The sequence below is a fragment of the Spirosoma sp. genome, from assembly GCF_048594605.1.
GTDB lineage: Bacteria > Bacteroidota > Bacteroidia > Cytophagales > Spirosomataceae > Spirosoma.
Genome location: NZ_JBMDWV010000047.1, coordinates 1 through 18,558, shown reverse-complemented (window position 1 = coordinate 18,558; position 18,558 = coordinate 1). Strand labels below are relative to the sequence as shown.

General features: G+C 49.1%; 17 protein-coding genes. 8 read left to right on the top strand and 9 right to left on the bottom strand.

The genetic code is table 11. The features are described from left to right. Window positions 1–4: 4 nt before the first annotated feature. Window positions 5–2,242: an ATP-binding protein gene (locus tag ACOJS8_RS02795; RefSeq protein ID WP_420147008.1), complete on the bottom strand. Its 2,238-nt coding sequence runs from the start codon at window positions 2,240–2,242 to the stop codon at window positions 5–7. A 170-nt stretch (window positions 2,243–2,412) separates the two neighbouring features. After that, on the bottom strand, window positions 2,413–3,150 hold the full coding sequence (locus ACOJS8_RS02790; protein WP_420147007.1) for a hypothetical protein: 738 nt from the start codon (window positions 3,148–3,150) through the stop codon (window positions 2,413–2,415). Window positions 3,151–3,305: 155 nt separating this feature from the next. Between ACOJS8_RS02790 and rbsK the strand changes: the two genes are divergently transcribed. Together rbsK and ACOJS8_RS02780 are read left to right on the top strand one after the other, a co-directional pair. Further along, window positions 3,306–4,208 carry a ribokinase gene (rbsK, locus tag ACOJS8_RS02785; RefSeq protein WP_420147006.1) on the top strand — a complete coding sequence of 301 codons (903 nt, stop codon included), beginning with the start codon at window positions 3,306–3,308 and terminating at the stop codon, window positions 4,206–4,208. 117 nt (window positions 4,209–4,325) lie between these two features. Further along, a complete protein-coding gene (locus tag ACOJS8_RS02780; protein WP_420147005.1) occupies window positions 4,326–5,534 on the top strand; it encodes a hypothetical protein in 1,209 nt (402 codons plus the stop codon). Window positions 5,535–5,592: 58 nt separating this feature from the next. Here the strand turns inward: ACOJS8_RS02780 and ACOJS8_RS02775 are convergent, their stop codons facing one another. The 3 genes from ACOJS8_RS02775 to ACOJS8_RS02765 form a co-directional block, all read right to left on the bottom strand. After that, complete coding sequence (locus tag ACOJS8_RS02775) at window positions 5,593–6,207, bottom strand: hypothetical protein (protein WP_420147004.1); 615 nt, start codon at window positions 6,205–6,207, stop codon at window positions 5,593–5,595. A 350-nt stretch (window positions 6,208–6,557) separates the two neighbouring features. After that, on the bottom strand, window positions 6,558–8,423 hold the full coding sequence (locus ACOJS8_RS02770; protein ID WP_420147003.1) for a PQQ-binding-like beta-propeller repeat protein: 1,866 nt from the start codon (window positions 8,421–8,423) through the stop codon (window positions 6,558–6,560). Between the two features lie 173 nt (window positions 8,424–8,596). Next, entirely contained in the window at window positions 8,597–9,589 is a 993-nt protein-coding gene (locus ACOJS8_RS02765; protein WP_420147002.1) for a multidrug DMT transporter permease, read from the bottom strand. Window positions 9,590–9,670: 81 nt separating this feature from the next. On the opposite strand from ACOJS8_RS02765, the gene ACOJS8_RS02760 reads away from it, so the two are divergent. The 4 genes from ACOJS8_RS02760 to argH all read left to right on the top strand — a co-directional run bounded on the left by ACOJS8_RS02760 (window position 9,671) and on the right by argH (window position 13,759). Next, window positions 9,671–10,114, top strand: a complete 444-nt coding sequence (locus ACOJS8_RS02760; RefSeq protein ID WP_420147001.1) for a DMT family transporter — start codon at window positions 9,671–9,673, stop codon at window positions 10,112–10,114. A gap of 78 nt (window positions 10,115–10,192) precedes the next feature. Beyond that, window positions 10,193–10,807, top strand: a complete 615-nt coding sequence (locus tag ACOJS8_RS02755; protein ID WP_420147000.1) for a hypothetical protein — start codon at window positions 10,193–10,195, stop codon at window positions 10,805–10,807. A 192-nt stretch (window positions 10,808–10,999) separates the two neighbouring features. Then, a complete protein-coding gene (locus tag ACOJS8_RS02750; protein WP_420146999.1) occupies window positions 11,000–12,304 on the top strand; it encodes an MFS transporter in 1,305 nt (434 codons plus the stop codon). A gap of 120 nt (window positions 12,305–12,424) precedes the next feature. Further along, on the top strand, window positions 12,425–13,759 hold the full coding sequence (gene argH / locus ACOJS8_RS02745; RefSeq protein ID WP_420146998.1) for an argininosuccinate lyase: 1,335 nt from the start codon (window positions 12,425–12,427) through the stop codon (window positions 13,757–13,759). Window positions 13,760–13,888: 129 nt separating this feature from the next. Here argH and ACOJS8_RS02740 read toward each other — a convergent pair whose 3' ends face one another. Then, the gene (locus ACOJS8_RS02740) at window positions 13,889–14,755 is read right to left on the bottom strand and encodes an SMP-30/gluconolactonase/LRE family protein (protein ID WP_420146997.1); all 867 of its coding nucleotides are present in this window, start codon (window positions 14,753–14,755) and stop codon (window positions 13,889–13,891) included. A gap of 274 nt (window positions 14,756–15,029) precedes the next feature. On the opposite strand from ACOJS8_RS02740, the gene ACOJS8_RS02735 reads away from it, so the two are divergent. After that, a complete protein-coding gene (locus tag ACOJS8_RS02735; protein ID WP_420146996.1) occupies window positions 15,030–15,239 on the top strand; it encodes a hypothetical protein in 210 nt (69 codons plus the stop codon). An 84-nt stretch (window positions 15,240–15,323) separates the two neighbouring features. Here ACOJS8_RS02735 and ACOJS8_RS02730 read toward each other — a convergent pair whose 3' ends face one another. After that, entirely contained in the window at window positions 15,324–16,574 is a 1,251-nt protein-coding gene (locus ACOJS8_RS02730) for an MFS transporter (protein WP_420146995.1), read from the bottom strand. A 60-nt stretch (window positions 16,575–16,634) separates the two neighbouring features. Between ACOJS8_RS02730 and ACOJS8_RS02725 the strand changes: the two genes are divergently transcribed. Further along, a complete protein-coding gene (locus ACOJS8_RS02725; RefSeq protein ID WP_420146994.1) occupies window positions 16,635–17,297 on the top strand; it encodes a phosphoribosylanthranilate isomerase in 663 nt (220 codons plus the stop codon). Window positions 17,298–17,426: 129 nt separating this feature from the next. On the opposite strand, the gene ACOJS8_RS02720 is transcribed toward ACOJS8_RS02725, so the two are convergent. Both ACOJS8_RS02720 and ACOJS8_RS02715 read right to left on the bottom strand, forming a co-directional pair. Further along, complete coding sequence (locus ACOJS8_RS02720; RefSeq protein ID WP_420146993.1) at window positions 17,427–17,849, bottom strand: Hsp20/alpha crystallin family protein; 423 nt, start codon at window positions 17,847–17,849, stop codon at window positions 17,427–17,429. A 216-nt stretch (window positions 17,850–18,065) separates the two neighbouring features. Next, a partial coding sequence (locus ACOJS8_RS02715; protein WP_420146992.1) for an AMP nucleosidase occupies window positions 18,066–18,558 on the bottom strand: 493 nt, incomplete at its 5' end.

Genomic DNA, 18,558 nt, shown 5'->3' with positions numbered 1-18,558 from the left:
ATAATCAATGGGTAATAAGTGGGAATGAAACGGTAAACGTAGTGCCCCGATTTGGCTCGCTATGAAACCAGATTTTCCCCTGATGCCGATTAATAATGCGCTTCACAATAGCCAGCCCAACACCCGTCCCTTCAAATTCGCGGGCATTTTCCAACCGTTTGAACAGGTCAAACATCTTTCCTGCCTGCTTCATATCGAATCCAATCCCGTTATCGACAACAGAATAAACTACATCGTCTTCGGTTTGTTGGCCGTTTACCTGAATAACCGCTTCCGACGCTCGCCGGGTGTATTTAACCGAGTTACTAAGTAAGTTCGAAAACACCTGATGAATCATTGTCGGATCGCCGGTTATGGGGGGCGTATCCCTTATGTCGATACGTATAGACCGATTTTTGTTGGCAATCAGAAGTTCTTCCCGAATATTCTCCAGCAACGGCTTCATCTCAACCGGGCTCAGGGTTAGGTCGGTACGTCCCATCCGCGAGTAGTATAGGATATGCCGAATCAGGCGCTGCATCCGTTCGGTCGATTCGGTTATTTTCTGGAACAAGTCCTGCGCGTCCGGATTGAGATCCTTCCCGTACTCTTCCAGGATAATTTCGGAATAACACCGTATCGACGACAGCGGTGTGCGAAGATCGTGCGATACAGTGTAACTGAACGCGTCCAGCTCTTCGTAAGCTACCTGTAGTCGCTGATTGAGCATCCGAACTTCATTGGCCTGCCTGGTTATAACCTGCAAAATATCTTCGCGCAGTTTGATTACAGAACCAATTTCGGCCTCATTCCAGAACTCCGACCTACTACGGACGCTCTCCGTCCAGGCACGGAAACTCTTCCGGGGCGATATTCGCTGCTGTCCGTCCGGTTCCACCGAAACCGGCTTGTTTGGATTGCCCGCCCACGTAACCTGCTGAACCAGCTCAGGTTTAAACCAGAACAGGTATTCGTTCAATTCTTTCGACAGAACAATGGCGAGCAGTCCGGCTCCTACTTCCGCAAACGCTTCGGCCGGCGGGTACAGGTTTGTCAGATGATTCGTTTGCAAAAACGTTTCGACACTGGTTGAGCCCAGCCAGCTTGCCAGCGCCCGAACCGCCGTTTCGTCGGGCGTTTTTCCCAGCAGCGAAACTTTATCATCAAAAATAAGAGCCGCTCCGGTTGCCTCGGTGATGTCGAGTGCCGTAACAGCTGATTTGGTCAGGGCCCGCGCCACATTATTATCCAGCAGGAGTTGCTCATGAAGGCGCTGGCCGCTCTGGGTATAACGTAGCAGATTGGTCTTTTCCTCTTCGTCCTTGCGAAACTCAAGGGCTGCCGACAATAACTGACTGACGAACTTTGCCGTTTGCCGAGCCTGAAAATCCACAAACCGGGGCGTCGTGTTATGACAGGAAATCAAACCCCAGAGTTCGCCCCGATACATCAGCGAAATACTCATGGAGGCCTGTATGCCCATATTCCTGAGGTATTCGATATGAATAGTCGAAACGGCACGTAACGTAGCGTGGGTCAGATCCAGCGGACGTTCTGCTGGCCAGTCAGGTTCCGACAGAATGGGCGAGGGTACACTGTTTACATCCGCAATCAAACGTACCAGATTGATTTTGTAGAGTTCACGAGCCTGGCGCGGAATGTCGGAGGCCGGATAATGCAAACCCAGAAACGGCTCCAGATGATCGTCTTTCGCTTCGGCCACTACGTGTCCATGCCAGTCGGGGCTGAACTGGTAAACCATTACGCGGTCGTATCCGATGATGGTTTTTACCCGTTGCGCCGTATTTTGTAGCAAATCCGCAAGCGTTCGGCTAGCCTGAACTTCTGTCAGCGCCTGCGAAATCAACTGTTGGTTAATCTGTAGGTTTCGCTCATCGCCGATGGGCTCCCATTCCATCAAAATAAGCCCATTATGCTGATGCAGAATCAGATTCCACGCCGTACCATTTAGTACAAACCGGTGCGGATTCAGGGGTTCCAGCGAGTCATTCCGCCTTACTACGTTCAGAAGCTCAATGAGCGTATTGGCCGATACGTCGGTATTCGTCAGTAACGTATCAATCGATTGCCCCAGAAGCTGAGAAGCAGGGACGTTGACCAGATCAATAATATTTTCGCTGGCATGAACAATTGAATACGTATCGGGATGAATAGCAATGAGATAGCCGTGCGACTGAATGTGACCAAGAATATGAATAGGTTCCCGATCACAATTTGTCAGATCAACAGTCGATAAATTCATTGAGTATAATAGGCGGTTATGAAATGAAAACCTTTCTCAACGACGTCATATCGTTCTAAAAAGGTTCCATCATTAATAGAATGCAATATACGCATTTGTAAGTTGTGCAGACGAAAACGTATTCACGACATCGGTGCAGGAATTTCTCTGACGTGATTTTTTCCAGGCTCTTACCGGAAACCATCGTAGTACGCAACGGCGCTGGCTAGCTCGTTTACGGTTATTTTATTTTTTGGAAGAATCTGTTTCAATGCCGCTGCCTGATCGGCCAGTACGTCGAGCACTGATTTTCGGGATAAGTTCACGGGCGTAAGCAATCCATTATCGCGCTGAATGTAATACGTCTGCTGCAAAACAAAGGCCCCGTTAAACGTATCATCCAGCCTATACACATCGTTATCGCGAATTCTTAAATTGCATTTCAGTTGTTTCAGAAGCCGGGTTTTGCCGGCATACAAAACCATGTAATAGGTCCGTTCTACCTGTCCGGATACATTTTTTGTCGGATTGATGAAACGGGTTCCGTTTATCGTAAACGCATCGGGCAGTACGGCATACGTAGCCGAATCGCCTGCAAACCGGCACCGTATTTCGTTCGTAACCAGATTAAAGGCAATCGTACAGGGAATAACTTTCCTGGCCTCCCCTACTTCCAGGGTTCCGTTTTGCCAGATCGGATAACTAAAATATTCACTTCCCAGATACACGACCTGCGAAACTACCTGAGAACGATCCGACCGGTTCATCAAAAATCCATCGTTCGCTTCGTAGAATTTGCAGGTAGTTATCACTCGCTTTTGGTCATCCTGCGAAACCGTACACTGGCCATAACTGACCAAACGTAACGTAGCGACCAGACCGATGAGTAAAATCAGACGCGAAAACATAGCCGTTGATAAATAGATCACAGTTTGACTGGTACCAACCTCATTTTCTGCTTTAATTTAACCGCTTACTGAAGCGCACTACCTGCTTCAATTACACGATAAACCACTTGTGTAACAGTAAATGCAGCCTGGGCACTGCATTTATATCGTAAAATTTACTATAAATTCCTGAATTCATGCCAAATCAGATTTTGGTAGTGGGTAGTTCCAATACCGATATGGTGGTAAAGTCCGATAAATTGCCCGCGCCGGGCGAAACGGTGCTGGGCGGTACGTTCCTGATGAATCCCGGTGGGAAAGGCGCCAATCAGGCCGTTGCTGCCGCCCGGCTGAATGGTCAGGTAACTTTCGTCGCTAAAGTCGGTAATGATATTTTCGGTCAGCAGGCCATCACGGGCTTTCAACAGGAAGGAATCGACACTACGTATGTGCTAACCGATACGGATCACCCATCGGGCGTTGCACTTATCAACGTTGACGCCAATGGCGAAAACTGCATTACGGTTGCGCCTGGCTCCAATGCTCATCTTGAACCCGCTGAAACCGAAGAGGCTCTGCAGGCCGCTACACCTGATACGTTCGTACTATTGCAGCTAGAGATACCTTTACCCACCGTCGAGTACGTAGTTGAACAGGCGGCCGCGCGCGGGTTACGCGTTATTCTAAATCCGGCTCCCGCGCAGGTATTGGCAGATACGCTGTTTCCGCATATTTTTCTGATTACACCCAACGAAACCGAAGCCGAAATCCTGACGGGCGTCCACGTGACGGATGTCTCAACGGCAGAACAGGCCGCCCAAAAATTACGTGAGCTGGGCGTCGCTCACGTAGTGATAACGCTTGGTTCGAAAGGTGCTTATCTATATACAAACGACCAGGGGCAGGTGATTCAGGTTCCACGCGTAACGGCTGTCGATTCAACCGCTGCCGGGGATTGTTTCAATGGAGCGCTTACCGTTGCTTTAGCAGAAGGCCAGGCGCTCCCCGAAGCAGTTACCTTTGCCTGCAAAGCCGCTTCCCTCTCTGTCACCCGTATGGGTGCACAGGCGTCGATGCCCAAACGAAATGAGGTGATGTAACTTTCCGGTTCTCCCCTGAATTACCCTATTGCAATCGTACTTACAAACTAATTATTACATAGACCCCGCCCCTTTCCCTTGAAAACCACTTTCCTTCTGCGGTAAATTCAGCCATTTATGCCACGCACGATTTGCCTCTTTTTCACTCTGTTCCTTACCGCATCGGTTTATGCCCAGAAGCCCGTTCCGCCAGCATTTTATGATGATCCGGCGAGTGCTTTGCAGACGTATCACGAGAATCTGGCACTACTTCGGCGTGAGCACACCAATCAGTATAAGCTGCCCGATCTGAAGTTTTTTCAATTCGGAATGGGCGACCGCATCAAACTCATTTACCGGAATGGGCGGCTGCTGAATGCGCTGACGGGCAGTATTGAAGAGCAGTGGAGTGTCCGGCAGGAAATCATTGTTCCGTCGGAATATCTGGTGCATCTGACGCTGGCCGATGGTCAGGTCATTCAGATTCGCGAAGATGAAACAGGCGTCTGGCTCCTTCAACGCAACAAACGCCCGAAACTCATTCCCGGTACGCGCAGTCGTGTGAATTTACCTCGTTTTGCCAGTAAAACCTTCGGTCCGGTGCTACGTGTGCTGCATCAGGAAGTGCTGATCAATGTGATCAACGGCCGTCCTGTCCCGAATTTTCTGGTCTATTATAAACCGTGGTATCGCGATGCAGCAACGATGGCCATGGTGCTACGTACCACCGGCAACCTGCCTTTGATTCGCGACTGGATTTTGGCCATTCATGACCCATTCGACCACAACAACCGGCTCGAAACAGACAACCTGGGAGAGGTACTGCTTTTGGTATCGCTGGTATCGGATAAGAATCATCCGGTTGTCCCTGTTGTGTTGGATTCGGCCCGGCGAGTCCGGAAAGAGAATCACATCGTAGGCAAAACGGATAACGTAGCGCACCCGGTTTATCAGACCAAATGGCTGAAGTATGGGTTGAAATTGCTGGGTTTGCCAGACGCTTACGTCATTCCGAAACAGTACGACAGCTATTCATCGGTGTTCTGGCTGGATTACAAACACGATCATGTCGAAGCCACGACAACGGCGGAAAAACAGCCTGATGACAACTTTGCCAATAATCCTTTTTTCGGTTGGGCCGAGGATCATTTTTACGATCATTCCAGCGGACCAGCAAAGCGAGGTATGGTAGGCAATATCGACTATCCGCTCAGCTGGCAGCAACGCGACATCGACGCCCACTACCCCGGCCTGACGGTGCTTGACCGGGATTTAGTGAAACAGAAAATAGCTTTTCCGCACGCCTGGCACGCAGCCGAAATGTTTATGCTACTGCATGAAAAGTAAATGGGACGTAGTGAAGATTTTTTCACTACGTCCCATTATTTACAAAGACTGCCTTTATTTACTCGGCATCACCTCCGCCAATCGTAAAGCCGACCTTAACGCTGTAATAGGAATTTCTGCCTTCCAGCGACAGACCCGTAGAACTGGTTTTTACGCTGCTGGTCGAGACCATATTATACGCACCGTCCAGATTAATTCTCCCCCACTTAACGCCCACTCGCGCCAGACCGCCCAGGACGTTCGTTGCCGGTAACGGATACGTAACTGTGATATTGAACGGCCTGTACGATTGTGTACTCGGAGCCGTATGATACAGGCCGCCCCCAACCCCAACATAGGGGATAAATTTACCTTTGAGAGGCAGCGAATACGTTGCCGTCAGTAAGCCGGACAAGATATATTTTGCGTTCGTCTGAAAAACAATAACCTTATCGATATACTCCGGCCGCTGGACAAACGAGTGTTCAAAGCGCAGGCCAAGGTCCAGATTTTTGACGATTCGATATTGGGGTTCAACGCTATACACAAACCCACCCTTTGTAGGCGCGTCACTATTCGAATAATCGGCGGTGGCAGCGTACCCGGCTGCTACGTTCACTTTAAACGGTTTGGTATTCTGAGCACTCGCAACAAACGGAACCAGCACGAACAAACTGAGGAACAACTTTCTCATAGAGAATGAATTTACTACGTAATGAATTTAACGTTTCTGTACTACTTCAATGATTCTTAAGTAAGCAATAAGGTTGTCAGGCTGCCGTAAAAATGTTTGTCTGGTAACGACCTACCTCCTTTACTATCAATTTCCTGTTTCCGTTGCAAACTTTTCACGGCATTCAAGGACTTTAGATTGTTGTGTAGAACAGGCTAAAGCCTATAGATGCAATAGACAACCAGCGGCAAAGATACACGTAGCAAACCTATTGGTTATCCGCTTTCGCTGAACAAATCGAAACATAGTTCAGGATTTAGTGAAAGTCGCCTGTTCAACCACACGCGATTCCTCCGGAAAATTCAGACAGATTATTTTTCTACCTCAAACGCCAGCAGTACGTTACCCGGCATTTCGCCAAACATTCCGTATCCCGAATTGACGAACAACATACCGTCGGCAACAACCGGCGATGGGCCGTCAATTGATCCTCCTTTTCCCTCAATACCGTTGACAGTCGGGTACGGTTTCGCCGTATCATAATCCCACAAAATCCGGCCATCAGCGGTTGAATAAGCGCGCAGATGCCCATCCAGCGTACCAGCAAACACAAGACCCGGAATGACGGTCGGAGCGGCTGAATTAGCTTCTATGCACCCTTTTTTGTCTCCACAGGACGGGGTGGGTGTTTTCCACGCTACGTTGCCCGTCGTTACGTTTAGCGCAAATAAACCCGGAGAGGGTTTAATTAATGAATCAACGTTAGGGTTTATGCCATACTTGTTATCTGCATTGGCGGCATAAACCAGTTTCCCATCGGTTGCCATACCCCAATGGATTCCGCCCAAAGCCCCGCCGTGTCCGATCCGGGTTTGCCAGATTACGTTACCCTTGTCGGGCGATAGGCCATAAACGTTGCCCGCTTTCTGACCTACTACCAGCAGATCACGACCGTCCGGCTGTTTTACCAGAATAGGCGCCATGCCAAAGTCATAATCAGGGCCTGCTTTTTCGGGGCAGTTGGGATTGCCCGGACACGCCAGATTCCACGTATCGTCTTTTGTGGCCTGAAACGACCAGACCAGTTTCCCTGTTTTCAGATCCAGCGCCTGGATGGCATCGCTGGTTGTTGTGGCGGGTGCGGTGTAGTTCTCCCCCGTCCCGTAATAAAGGAGCCCTCGTTTCGTATCGATCGTCGGACTGCTCCAGACAATCGCCCCCGATGGACCATAAAATGGCGAACCGTTTTTCTTTTTACCTGCTTCTTTAGCTTCTTCGGCAATAACGCGATGCCGCCAGATTTCCTTTCCCGAGCGTGCATCCAGCGCCACGATTTCGCCCGATGACGAACAGCACGGGTAGGCCGGATCCAAAACGGAAGCGACTTCGATGGAGGTTAGCGGTACGTACACCCGATTGTCATATACGGCCACCGAGCCTGTATTTCCCGACTGCGGGTGCTTACCCGCTTTACTTTCCCAGAGCAGTTTGCCCGTCGCTACGTCCAGCGCATAAACGTTGGTGTTGTTATCCGCAAAAAAAGCGTGCACTCCTTTGCCGGTCTGAACAACCGAAATGGCACCCCGTATAGCCGACTTTGCCTGAAACCGCCAGCCAATTTTGCCGGTCTGCTTATTGAGGCAGTATACTTCGCCAAAATGACTACCCACAATCAGCCAGTCACCCACGATCGCCGGTTTGCTACGTACCTGATTCGCTTCGGGAAAGGCAAAAGCCCATTTCAACTTTAGTTTCCCAACATTCTCAGCCGATATACCCGCCTGCTGCGCCGACCGATAGCCTGTGCCTTCCAGATCTCCTCCCCAGCCGGAATGATGCACCAACCCTTTTTCTGCCACAGGCAGCGTAAACGGGATGTAGGCTTCTTTCGGGATCACTACGTCTTTTATCATTTTCCCTGTCAACCATTGGGCCACCGCTTTCCGCTGATCGGTAGTCAGGTCTTTAGCCTGCACCCGCATTTTGCCGGTTTCCAGCGCTGCCAAAATAGCACGGGGAGGCATTTGAGCCAGCACCAGGTAACCCGGCGCTCCTACGCCGGCCTCTGCTTTATGGCAGTTGTTGCAGGTGGCCATATACAGCTTCTGCCCATCAGGCAGAGCCGCAGACCCCAATTGCTGAGCCCAGGCGCTGATCAACGGCGTTAAAATGGCACTGATAATCCAGGCAAATAGTTTAGGCAAACGGAAATAAATCGATCGGTCGGGGCTTTTCATGATAGGGCCGGTTTAGCATAAGAAACGTTACATAGCGATGTCGTTAAAGATCGTTACGTAACGTTTCCCATCATCGGACTTTCAGACAAACGGCTGTTTGTCAGGGTTAAGCACCCATTTTTATCAGATGAAGCAGACCACTCTCCTTCGTTTGATGGGTAATCTCCAGCGGCTTATTTGGCCGAAATAATTAAAACCAGACCCAGTACGTAGCAGACCCCCATGAGCATAAGGTATCGGGAAGCCATTGAGGGAGCATTTCGAAATTCATGCCAGATGAAAATTCCCCAGAATACGGCAATAATCGTAGCGCCTTGCCCTAAGCCATAACTGATAGCATAACCAGCCGCTCCGGAGGCTAATAAACTGGACGCCATTCCCAAACACCAGATCATCCCACCCAACATCCCAATCCGATGGCTACGTCCGCTTACATCACTATACCCAATTTCCCCATCAGCAGGTTTGCTGGTGAACCGACGTAAAATGGGAATAAACAATGGAGTGCTAACTACGACTCCTATGCCAAAAAAGACCAAAGCCGTGTAAGGCGTTAGCAGACCCGGAGCCGGATTAACAAAATCGGCAGCCATCGCTTTAGCTACAAAATAAAAGAAAAAGCTCATTAGAAACCCGCCCACTAACGAAATAACAAGCCCCTGCGTACTGATCGACTGCCCAATACTTGCTTTCGAACGATAGGCCATTGCACTAAATACCACCGCCAGAAAGATAAGCGAAACGCCACCTGCCAGCAACCAGGCTGTACCCACTGGCGACAGAATATAATTTACAATTACACCCAGAATCAGGGCTAACCCAATTCCTACGGGCATGGCTACGGACAAACCAGCCAGCTCGATACCGACCACAATCAGGATGTTGGCAATGTTAAAGACAAAACCTCCTGCCAGCGCATAGAACAAATTATGTGTAGCAGCCTGCTGTAAATCAGCGAGGAAAGACCGGCCATGGTTTCCAATACTACCCAGCGTAAACGCCAGAGCTAAACTCAACAAAAGGATTCCGTACGTATAATCACGATAATAAATGGTGGTTGGAACAGACTGTGTCGTTAGTTTCTGGGTATTGGCCCAGGAACCCCAGCACAGCATGGTAAGGAAGCAAACAGTAACCGCCAAAGGGTAGTTGGAGATGATGAACATAGAGGTGAGTGTAAGCAGGTTAAGAAAGAAATGCCAGTAAAATGATAAAACCGGCAATTGCTTGTTTCCTACCTTTGCCGAATGAATTACTTCTATATATTACTCGCTTTCGTAGTCGGTCTGGCAATTACGGTCCAGGCGGGTGTCAATGCCAATCTACGCCAGGCAATGGCCAGCCCTATTCTGGCAGCAGCCATTTCGTTCGGCTCTGGGTTCGTTGTGCTGGTGCTGCTTTTTCTCGCTTCAGGTGCATCAACACCTTCGTTCGAGACGGTTCGGCAGGTCAGTTGGTGGAAATGGATGGGCGGGCTGATGGGCGCTATTTACATGATAACCGTTATCGTCAGCGTAACCAAAATCGGCACGGCTAACATGGTAAGTCTGAGTGTAGCCGGCCAACTACTGGCCGCTCTTGTTCTGGATCATTACGGCCTGCTGGGTTTCGCTCATCATCCGGCCAATGGCTGGCGATTATTGGGTAGCGTATTGATCATAGCCGGTGTATTGCTGGTAGTGAAGAATTAATGAATAATGTAAAATGGTTTGTGAAACATCACGGACTAACGGTTGTTCATCATTCATTCGCCATTGCCTTGTCCGTTTATGCCCGTACACTATCGTTTCTATCCTTCTCTGCTGAACGTATTTGCCCGCTATCTGCGCGGAGGCAATCTTTCTGTGCAGGAGTTAATCGATTCCATTAACCGCGTACCTACGCCAACTACAGCAGCTCAGGAGCGTGGCATTTCGTTTGAAGAAGCGATTGTGAAAGGGACCGATGAAGTCCGGTTCGACCCGGCCATAATCAGCAAAGTCCGTAAACTTTTACCCCGACCTATTGTCGATACGCAGGTTTATTGCCAGTGGGAAATTGACGACGTACTGTTTTATGGATACGTCGATCTGATCGGTAAGTTTAAGGCTGTTGACCTGAAAACAACCTCATCTTATCAGCCCGGCCGCTACGTCCACAACCATCAGAATCTGTATCTGCATGCGCTCAAACGCAAAGGAATTAAGCTGATGGAATACGTAATTACTGATTTTCAGGACGTATACGTAGAGAGTTACGCGTTAACGCATCCGATTGAGAAACAGATGGAAGAAATTCGGTTGTTCAAAGAATTCCTGGAAGAACACCGCCCTCTAATCACCGACAAAAAGATATTTGTTGCCCCTGGCGAAGATGCTGATGCCCGAAGGCAACCAGAGACTTGATACGTTCATTTTTAGGGAACACTCAACTTATTTTGTCGTTATAGTTTTTACCAGGTAGTGGCTTCTTCCGTTGTTTCCTATTTCAATAAACCGGCGGAGCTTTCCTGACTCACGTATTGTCTGAATAAACTTATCCTTCCAGTTGCTCAACGACAAATACCAGTTGGCCTGCATTCATCGTACCTTACGGGCATGATTCGGCAAACACTTCATCTTTATCAACGGGCTTACCGGGGCTTATCGCCTTCGGTCTGGCTGCTGGCGGGCGTCATGCTCATCAATCGTTGCGGCACGATGGTTTTGCCATTCATGACGCTCTACCTTACCGAACAGCTGCATTATTCAGTTACGGATACGGGGATTGTGATGGCTATTTTCGGCTCTGGCGCTTTTGTTGGTACATTTCTTGGCGGGCGGCTGACAGACCGGTTCAGCTTTTACTACGTCCAGTTAGTAAGCCTTTTGTTTAGTGGAATAGCGCTGCTGACGCTTCAGTTTATTACTAACTTTTACGCACTCTGCGCCAGCGTATTCATCTTTACGCTGTTTGGCGATGCTTTCCGACCTGCCAATCAGGCGGCTATTGCCCATTACTCCGATTCTGACACACGGACCCGCGCTTTTTCGCTTAATCGGCTGGCCATCAACCTCGGCTGGGCGATTGGCGGAGGCATTGGCGGCTGGCTCGCCAGCATTAATTATAGCCTCATTTTCTGGGCAGATGGACTAACCTGCCTGGTAGCAGGTATTGTTCTCTGGCTGTTTTTACCGGCACCCGAAACGAGTCCTCAAAAGCCGACAGACAACGCAGTACTGAACCCGGTCAGCCAGATTGAACAGACCGATTTATCCAGGACATCGCCCTACCGCGATACGTTGTTTATCGGCTTTGTTGTTTGTGCGACTCTGTACTTTATCGTGTTTATGCATTTTTTCTCCATCGTACCCCTCTTTTTCAGAGAAGCTCTTCAGCTAAGTAAGCTCCTGATTGGCGGGTTAATGTCACTCAACGGCCTCTTGATCGTAGCTGTCGAAATGGCGCTGGTGTACAGTCTCGAACAGCAGAACCGATCCAGACTAAGCCTGGTCGGCAGAGGAATCTTGCTGGTAACTGTGGCCTATGTTGTACTCACTATACCCGCCTGGCTCGGATACGTTACGTACGGCGCAACAGCTTCCGGCCTGGTTATTGCCCTGACGTATATTTTATTCGCTACGTTCAGCGAGATGCTGGTTATGCCTTTTCTTCAGTCGTTTACCGTCGAGCGATCCAGTCCGGCAACGCGGGGACAATACCTCGGGCTTTATGCAATGGGGGGCGCCCTGGCCCAAACAACGGCTCCTGCCTTCGGTTCGTTTATGATCAATCTCGTTGGTTTCACAACACTCTGGCTGACTTTGGCCGGAATTAGTCTGGTGTCGGCCGGTGGATTTTGGTGGTTGTCGAAACAACAGGAACGTAGCAATGAGCCAATGATCCTTGTTGAGCAGGATTAGTCTGCGTACGCTTCTCTGAACTTGCCCGCCCAACTTTCTTTACGACCTTTACAGAATAAAATCAAAGAGGGCACGCGTGATTCAGTCAGCCTCGCTCTTTCACTCATTAACTCTTCCGCTTTGAAACTCTGGCAAAAAGAAGGCGTAACCACTGCCGAACAAATTGAACGATTCACCGTCGGACGCGACCGTGAAATGGATCTATACCTCGCGCCATTCGACGTACTGGGCAACCTCGCCCATGCCCAAATGCTCGAAACCATTGGCCTGCTGAGCCATACGGAATTAAGTATGCTGACCAACGAGTTGAAAACAATTTATCAGCAGATCCAGCATGGTCAGTTTGACATTGAAGAAGGTATTGAAGATGTACACTCGCAGGTAGAGCTGATGCTTACGCGCGTCCTGGGCGACGTGGGAAAGAAAATCCATTCGGGACGGTCACGTAACGATCAGGTGCTTGTCGATATGAAACTTTTTACCCGCGATCGGCTCTGGCACGTAGCAGAAGCTGTTCAGCAGGTATTTTATAGACTGATTGGCCGCTCGGAGCAGCACAAAGACGATCTGTTGCCCGGTTATACGCATTTGCAGATTGCCATGCCTTCGTCGTTTGGCTTGTGGTTTGGTGCTTACGCCGAAGCCCTTACCGACGACATGCTTACGCTGCAAACAGCCTATCGGCTGGCCAATCGAAATCCGCTCGGTTCGGGTGCGGGCTACGGCTCATCATTTCCACTAAACCGAACCCTTACGACGGAGTTGCTGGGTTTTGAAGGTATGCATGTTAACGTAGTGTACGCACAGATGAGCCGGGGAAAAACGGAACAGACGGCCCTGACCGCGCTGGCTGCGATTGCCGCTACGTTATCGCGGATGGCGATGGACATCTGTCTCTACAACAGTCAGAATTTCGGTTTTCTGATTCTTCCCGATGCGCTAACAACGGGCAGTAGCATTATGCCGCACAAGAAAAATCCGGACGTAGCGGAATTACTCCGGGCCAAAACCAACCGGCTCAAAGCTTTGCCGATGGAGATCACCCTTGTCATGAGCAATTTGCCGTCGGGTTATCATCGGGATATGCAGCTCCTCAAAGAAATTCTGATGCCCGCTTTCAACGAAATTCTGGATTGCCTGGAGATCACGGATTTCATGCTCGAGCACCTTCAGGTTAAGTCAAACCTGCTTGACGACTCGAAATACGATCTACTCTTCAGCGTTGAGCGCGTCAACGAACTGGTTTTACAAGGCGTTCCGTTTCGTGAAGCGTACCGAACAGTGGGCAAGGAAATCGCAGAACACACGTACGTACCGCCCCGCCAACTGCATCACACGCACGAAGGAAGTATTGGCAATCTGGGTAACGACCTGATTGTACAATCGATGAATCAGGCAATTAGAGGATTCGGACACGAAAAAGCGCAGGAAGCCATCAGCCGACTGCTTTCCTGAATAATGCTACGTCATAACTCAGCGGTGTGCTTACAGCTAGAAAACTGCTGGATGAAGAAGCCGCTACGTAGTAAGCAAAAATGCCCGATCAACGTGATCGGGCATTTTTACCTGAGAAATTCAGATAGATTACTCCACCCGGTAAGCCACGAGTTTGTTTTTGAAGAACGTCGGAACAACCAGTAGTTTTTTCTTCTCAACGTACTCAATATCGGCCGAGCTAACTTTGTCGCTGCGCGTATCCAGCAGTTGCTCTTTTGTGCCGTCGGCGCTGACGTGAAAAATGCGGCCGTTCCAGTCCGAAACGAAATAGTTTCCTTTTCCTTCCGGCACAATTCCATCGGTGGCGGCCATTCCATCGGCCACGGTCGTTAAGGTTTTTGTGTTCAAATCCATGGTACGTAGCGCGCCGATTTTCGTGCTTCCAACCATGAGTTTGTCCTTACCAACGGCCAGTACGCCGTTAGGTTTGTTTAAATGCTCACCTTCTGCCAGCACTTCCCATTTCCCATCTTTCAGGCGGTAAATTTTATCGGCGCGGCTATCCGATACGTAGACCGTACCATCTTTTGCTACCGTTACGTCGTTCAAAAAAGCGCCCTTACCAACGGCATCCCAGGTTTTTTCGGCCTGGCCGTTTGCCGTATTGATACACACCAGTCGATAGACATCCGTTACGTACAGTTTATCTTTATAGATACCCATTCCTTTCGGCGCATTCAGACCGGATGTCCAGCGCAGATTCTCAATTTTACCGTCCAGCGAAACTTTTGAGATAAACCCATTTCCGTCGAGTGAATCGGCTTTTCCATCAATGTTCGCTACGTAGAGCGTGTTATTGCCGTCGAACAGCACCGATTCGGGCGTACGTAACGTAGTATCGGTTTCCCAGACTTTTACCAGTTTGGGCGGTTTTTGACGGATGGACGAGGGTGTGAGCGCAATCAGGCTCAGGCCCGTAACAAAGGCACCAGCGAGTAAGACGATGTTCTTCATAGTAAATCGATAAGCCGTAAATTTAAAGTTCTTTTGCGTAATTACTGGTTAAAATTAACCTGCCTGTTGCCAGTTGTACTGTTTCTGATTCAATGGTTTTTTTAAGGTACCAATTGCATTACCCTGGAAAGGTTTCGTGGTTCTGCCAGGGTCACCAAACCCCATGCAGGAAGAAGCGATCTGATTTTTCTAACTACTTGCCAAACTATTGTTTTTATCGAAAACAATCAGAGAATGAGGGAGTTTATAAACTCGCACGCAAATAACAATGGTTATGGAAACTCTTCAGCTACGTTCCAATCCGGCGCCAGCGCCGAGTAGTCAACTCAAAGAAAGTATCCGCGATATGATCCGGCTGCAACGGGATTATCAACTATCGGATGAGCTGTTCTGGGAAATTTTTAACGAGCGGGTGTTGCTCAATGAGCAGATTAACGTTGATGAATTTATCAGCAGTCTGGGAATTCCGATCGCCCGCGCCTGACTTATACCTTTATATATATAATCGCCGAATTAAAGCCAGTACCTAAACAGGGCACATTGGTTTTTAATCCGGCGATTTGCTTTGTCAGCTCAGATGGACAGCAAACAATTCCTTTGATCGGGTATAGACATACCCTACTACCAGCAACGTAACAACCCCGCCGAGCGCTACCGACGGTACGGTCCCCAGCAATTTGGCGAGCAGGCCCGATTCAAACGCGCCAATTTCGTTTGATGAACTGACAAACATACCATTCACAGCGGCCACCCGCCCGCGCATGTGATCGGGTGGAAAAATTTGCAGAATCGTTTGACGAATAATGACACTGACGCTATCGAATGCGCCCGTTAGGCCAAGCATAAGCAGCGACAGGTAGAAATTGGTTGAGAGCGCAAAAATTATAGTCGCTATCCCGAATCCCGTTACGGCCAGCAACATATTTCGCCAGGCATTATGCGTTGGTGGGTGCTTCGTCATGTAGGCCATTGTCAACAGAGCGCCAATCGATGGAGCAGCCCGCAGAAAACCCAAACCTTCTGCGCCCACGTGCAGAATATCTTCAGCAAAGACAGGCAGAATGGCTACTACACCCCCAAACAATACCGAAAATAAATCGAGCGAAATGGCGTAAAGCACAATCCGGGTTTTAAACACAAACCGAAATCCTTCTTTCAGGCTTTCGCGAAGCCCCTGTGCTGGTTCGTCGCTGACGGGTACCGGTTTCCGCTCAATAAGGGTAATCAGGAAAAAGCACACGATCAGCAGCGCAATGACCAGAATTAGTGAGTTATCAAAGCCAACCCAACTGTACAGAAACCCTGCTACGCCTGGCCCAACGATAGCCCCCGCCTGCCAGAATGAACTGTACCATGTAGCGGAATTAGCGTACAACTCACGAGGGACCAAAAACGGTTTCAGCGATGAACTGGCGGGCGAATAAAATCCTTTGGCCGTACCGATCAGCATTAGCACTCCATAAATCGTGGCCAGCCGCGTGGTTTGTGATAAACCAGCCGCCACCGATGGTTGAAAAACCAGATAGAGAATAACGGAGCCAAGAATAATGACCAGCAAGCTCCAGAGCAGAATACTTTTTTTATCGCGCCGGTCGGCTAAATGTCCGCCAAACAGCGACAGCGCAATAAACGGTATCGCTTCAGCCAGACCAACTAAGCCGAGCATCAGCGGATCGTGCGTCATTTTGTATAGTTCATACCCCAGTGTAACTTCCTGGATCAGCAACGTAACGGTGATCAGGAAACTATTCATGATGAAGTACCGAAATTCAGGAATGCGGAGAGATGCGTAGGAGTCGTCTGTGTATTGTTGAACCATCTTGTTAACGGGTGCATCGTACCTTTGTCGCCTTGCCGTTCAATTAATCAACCACAAAGAATGGAATCTCAGTTCAGAACACGCGTTAAAATTTGTTGTATCAGTAGTCTTGCCGAGGCTCAGATAGCCGTACAATTCGGCGCCGATGCTCTGGGTCTGGTCGGACGGATGCCCAGTGGACCCGGCGTAGTGGACGATGAATTAGCCGCTCAAATTGTTCGGGCTACGCCCCCACCCATTGCTACGTTCATGCTCACCAGCGAACTCAGTACAGAGGATATTATTGCTCATCAGCAGCGAGTTGGTGCCAACACCATCCAGATTGTTGACGCCGTATTACCAACAACCTATGCAGAACTTCATAAAGCCCTACCCACTGTTAAACTAGTTCAGGTCATCCACGTTATCGACGAACGTAACATTGACGAAGCTCTGAGAGCGGTTCAGGATGGTGCCGACGCGCTTTTGCTTGACTCTGGCAATCCAACCCTGGCAGTGAAGGAATTAGGTGGTACAGGCCGGGTACACAATTGGCAGGTCAGCCGTCAGATTGTCGAACAATCAACCGTGCCTGTGTTTCTGGCGGGCGGCTTAAATCCACAAAACGTCCGCCAGGCGGTAGATACGGTACGTCCGTTCGGATTAGACATTTGCAGTGGCGTACGGACGGACGGAAATCTGGATGAGAAAAAATTGGAAGCGTTTATGAAAATGCTGTTCTAGCAAAGAGCATGGGCGTGGGGCAGAGGAAGAAAATTATAAACAAAAAAGCCCACACCAATCGGTGTGAGCTTTTCTAACGTAAGGCCGCACGGCAATATTAAACCCTTTGCCCTAAGCCCCGTGCTTTACTTAAGCAATGGCAATTTCTTTGACGGTTTTTTCGTCTTTCACTTCAACTTTAGGCAGTTCAACGGTCAGAATACCGTCGGTATAAGCAGCCTTAATTTCGTCGGCATTTACGGTTTTAGGAAGACGGAAGCTACGTTCAAACGAGGTGAAGCCAAACTCCTGACGAGTGAATTTCTCGGTCGTTTCTTCAGATTTCACTTCAGAGCTGTACGCAATCGTCAATTTGTTATTTTCTACGTTCACTTTCAGATCCTCTTTTTTCAGACCAGGAGCGGCCAGTTCAAGATGGAAAGCGGTTTCTGTTTCTTTTACGTTAACAGCCGGTACGTTGGGCGTACTGTTGTGATAACGGTTGATAACAGGACGGCCGTAGAATGGATTGAAGAACGTAGGGAAATTGTTATATCGAACTAAAGTTGCCATGGTATTAGCGTTTTTTTCGTTGTTGGGTTGTTTATTTTCAAACACACTCTCCTTATTACAAACCTTATACCAAAGCAATTTCCTGTCATGACCGTGACAAATTGTCTTATTTTTACGAATTAACAACAAACGGTACTGACATTTTGTCAAAAAAATTTAATTAATACGAACAAATGACAGTTTTCAAGCAGAATTCGAGGCATTCTGCGTAACAATTTATTCAAACCGCAGATGTTTTACGGATTCGCCCGACGTTTCGAGCTCCAGCAGGGCGTCGATTCCGATGTCCAGATGCTGCGTAACAAACTGAGTGGTTACACGCTTGTCGCTTTCTTCGGTTTTTACGCCCTCCGGCACAAGGGGGTTATCAGAAACCAATAGTAAAGCCCCGTGGGGGATGGAGTTGACAAAGCCGACCGTGAAAATCGTAGCTGTTTCCATATCAATTGCCATAGCCCGAAGCTCGCGCAGGTAATCTTTAAAGACCTCATCGTGCTCCCAGATACGTCGATTGGTGGTGTAAACAGTGCCTGTCCAGTAATCCAGCTCATATCGTTTGATCGTCGACGAGACAGCTCGCTGCAGACGGAACGATGGCAAAGCCGGAATTTCGGGACGCATGTAGTCGTTGCTGGTTCCGTCGCCCCGGATGGCAGCAATCGGCAGGATCAGATCCCCGATCTGGGTCTTCTTCAATCCGCCACATTTT

Bases quoted from the DNA above. Each gene is read 5' to 3' on its own strand.
- ACOJS8_RS02750 (WP_420146999.1), top strand. From the start codon at position 11,000: ATGATTCGGCAAACACTTCATCTTTATCAACGGGCTTACCGGGGCTTA.
- ACOJS8_RS02720 (WP_420146993.1), bottom strand. From the start codon at position 17,849: ATGGCAACTTTAGTTCGATATAACAATTTCCCTACGTTCTTCAATCCA.
- ACOJS8_RS02770 (WP_420147003.1), bottom strand. From the start codon at position 8,423: ATGAAAAGCCCCGACCGATCGATTTATTTCCGTTTGCCTAAACTATTT.
- ACOJS8_RS02735 (WP_420146996.1), top strand. From the start codon at position 15,030: ATGGAAACTCTTCAGCTACGTTCCAATCCGGCGCCAGCGCCGAGTAGT.
- ACOJS8_RS02795 (WP_420147008.1), bottom strand. From the start codon at position 2,242: ATGAATTTATCGACTGTTGATCTGACAAATTGTGATCGGGAACCTATT.
- ACOJS8_RS02730 (WP_420146995.1), bottom strand. From the start codon at position 16,574: ATGGTTCAACAATACACAGACGACTCCTACGCATCTCTCCGCATTCCT.
- ACOJS8_RS02765 (WP_420147002.1), bottom strand. From the start codon at position 9,589: ATGTTCATCATCTCCAACTACCCTTTGGCGGTTACTGTTTGCTTCCTT.
- ACOJS8_RS02780 (WP_420147005.1), top strand. From the start codon at position 4,326: ATGCCACGCACGATTTGCCTCTTTTTCACTCTGTTCCTTACCGCATCG.
- ACOJS8_RS02725 (WP_420146994.1), top strand. From the start codon at position 16,635: ATGGAATCTCAGTTCAGAACACGCGTTAAAATTTGTTGTATCAGTAGT.
- rbsK (WP_420147006.1), top strand. From the start codon at position 3,306: ATGCCAAATCAGATTTTGGTAGTGGGTAGTTCCAATACCGATATGGTG.
- ACOJS8_RS02755 (WP_420147000.1), top strand. From the start codon at position 10,193: ATGCCCGTACACTATCGTTTCTATCCTTCTCTGCTGAACGTATTTGCC.
- ACOJS8_RS02760 (WP_420147001.1), top strand. From the start codon at position 9,671: ATGAATTACTTCTATATATTACTCGCTTTCGTAGTCGGTCTGGCAATT.
- ACOJS8_RS02775 (WP_420147004.1), bottom strand. From the start codon at position 6,207: ATGAGAAAGTTGTTCCTCAGTTTGTTCGTGCTGGTTCCGTTTGTTGCG.
- ACOJS8_RS02740 (WP_420146997.1), bottom strand. From the start codon at position 14,755: ATGAAGAACATCGTCTTACTCGCTGGTGCCTTTGTTACGGGCCTGAGC.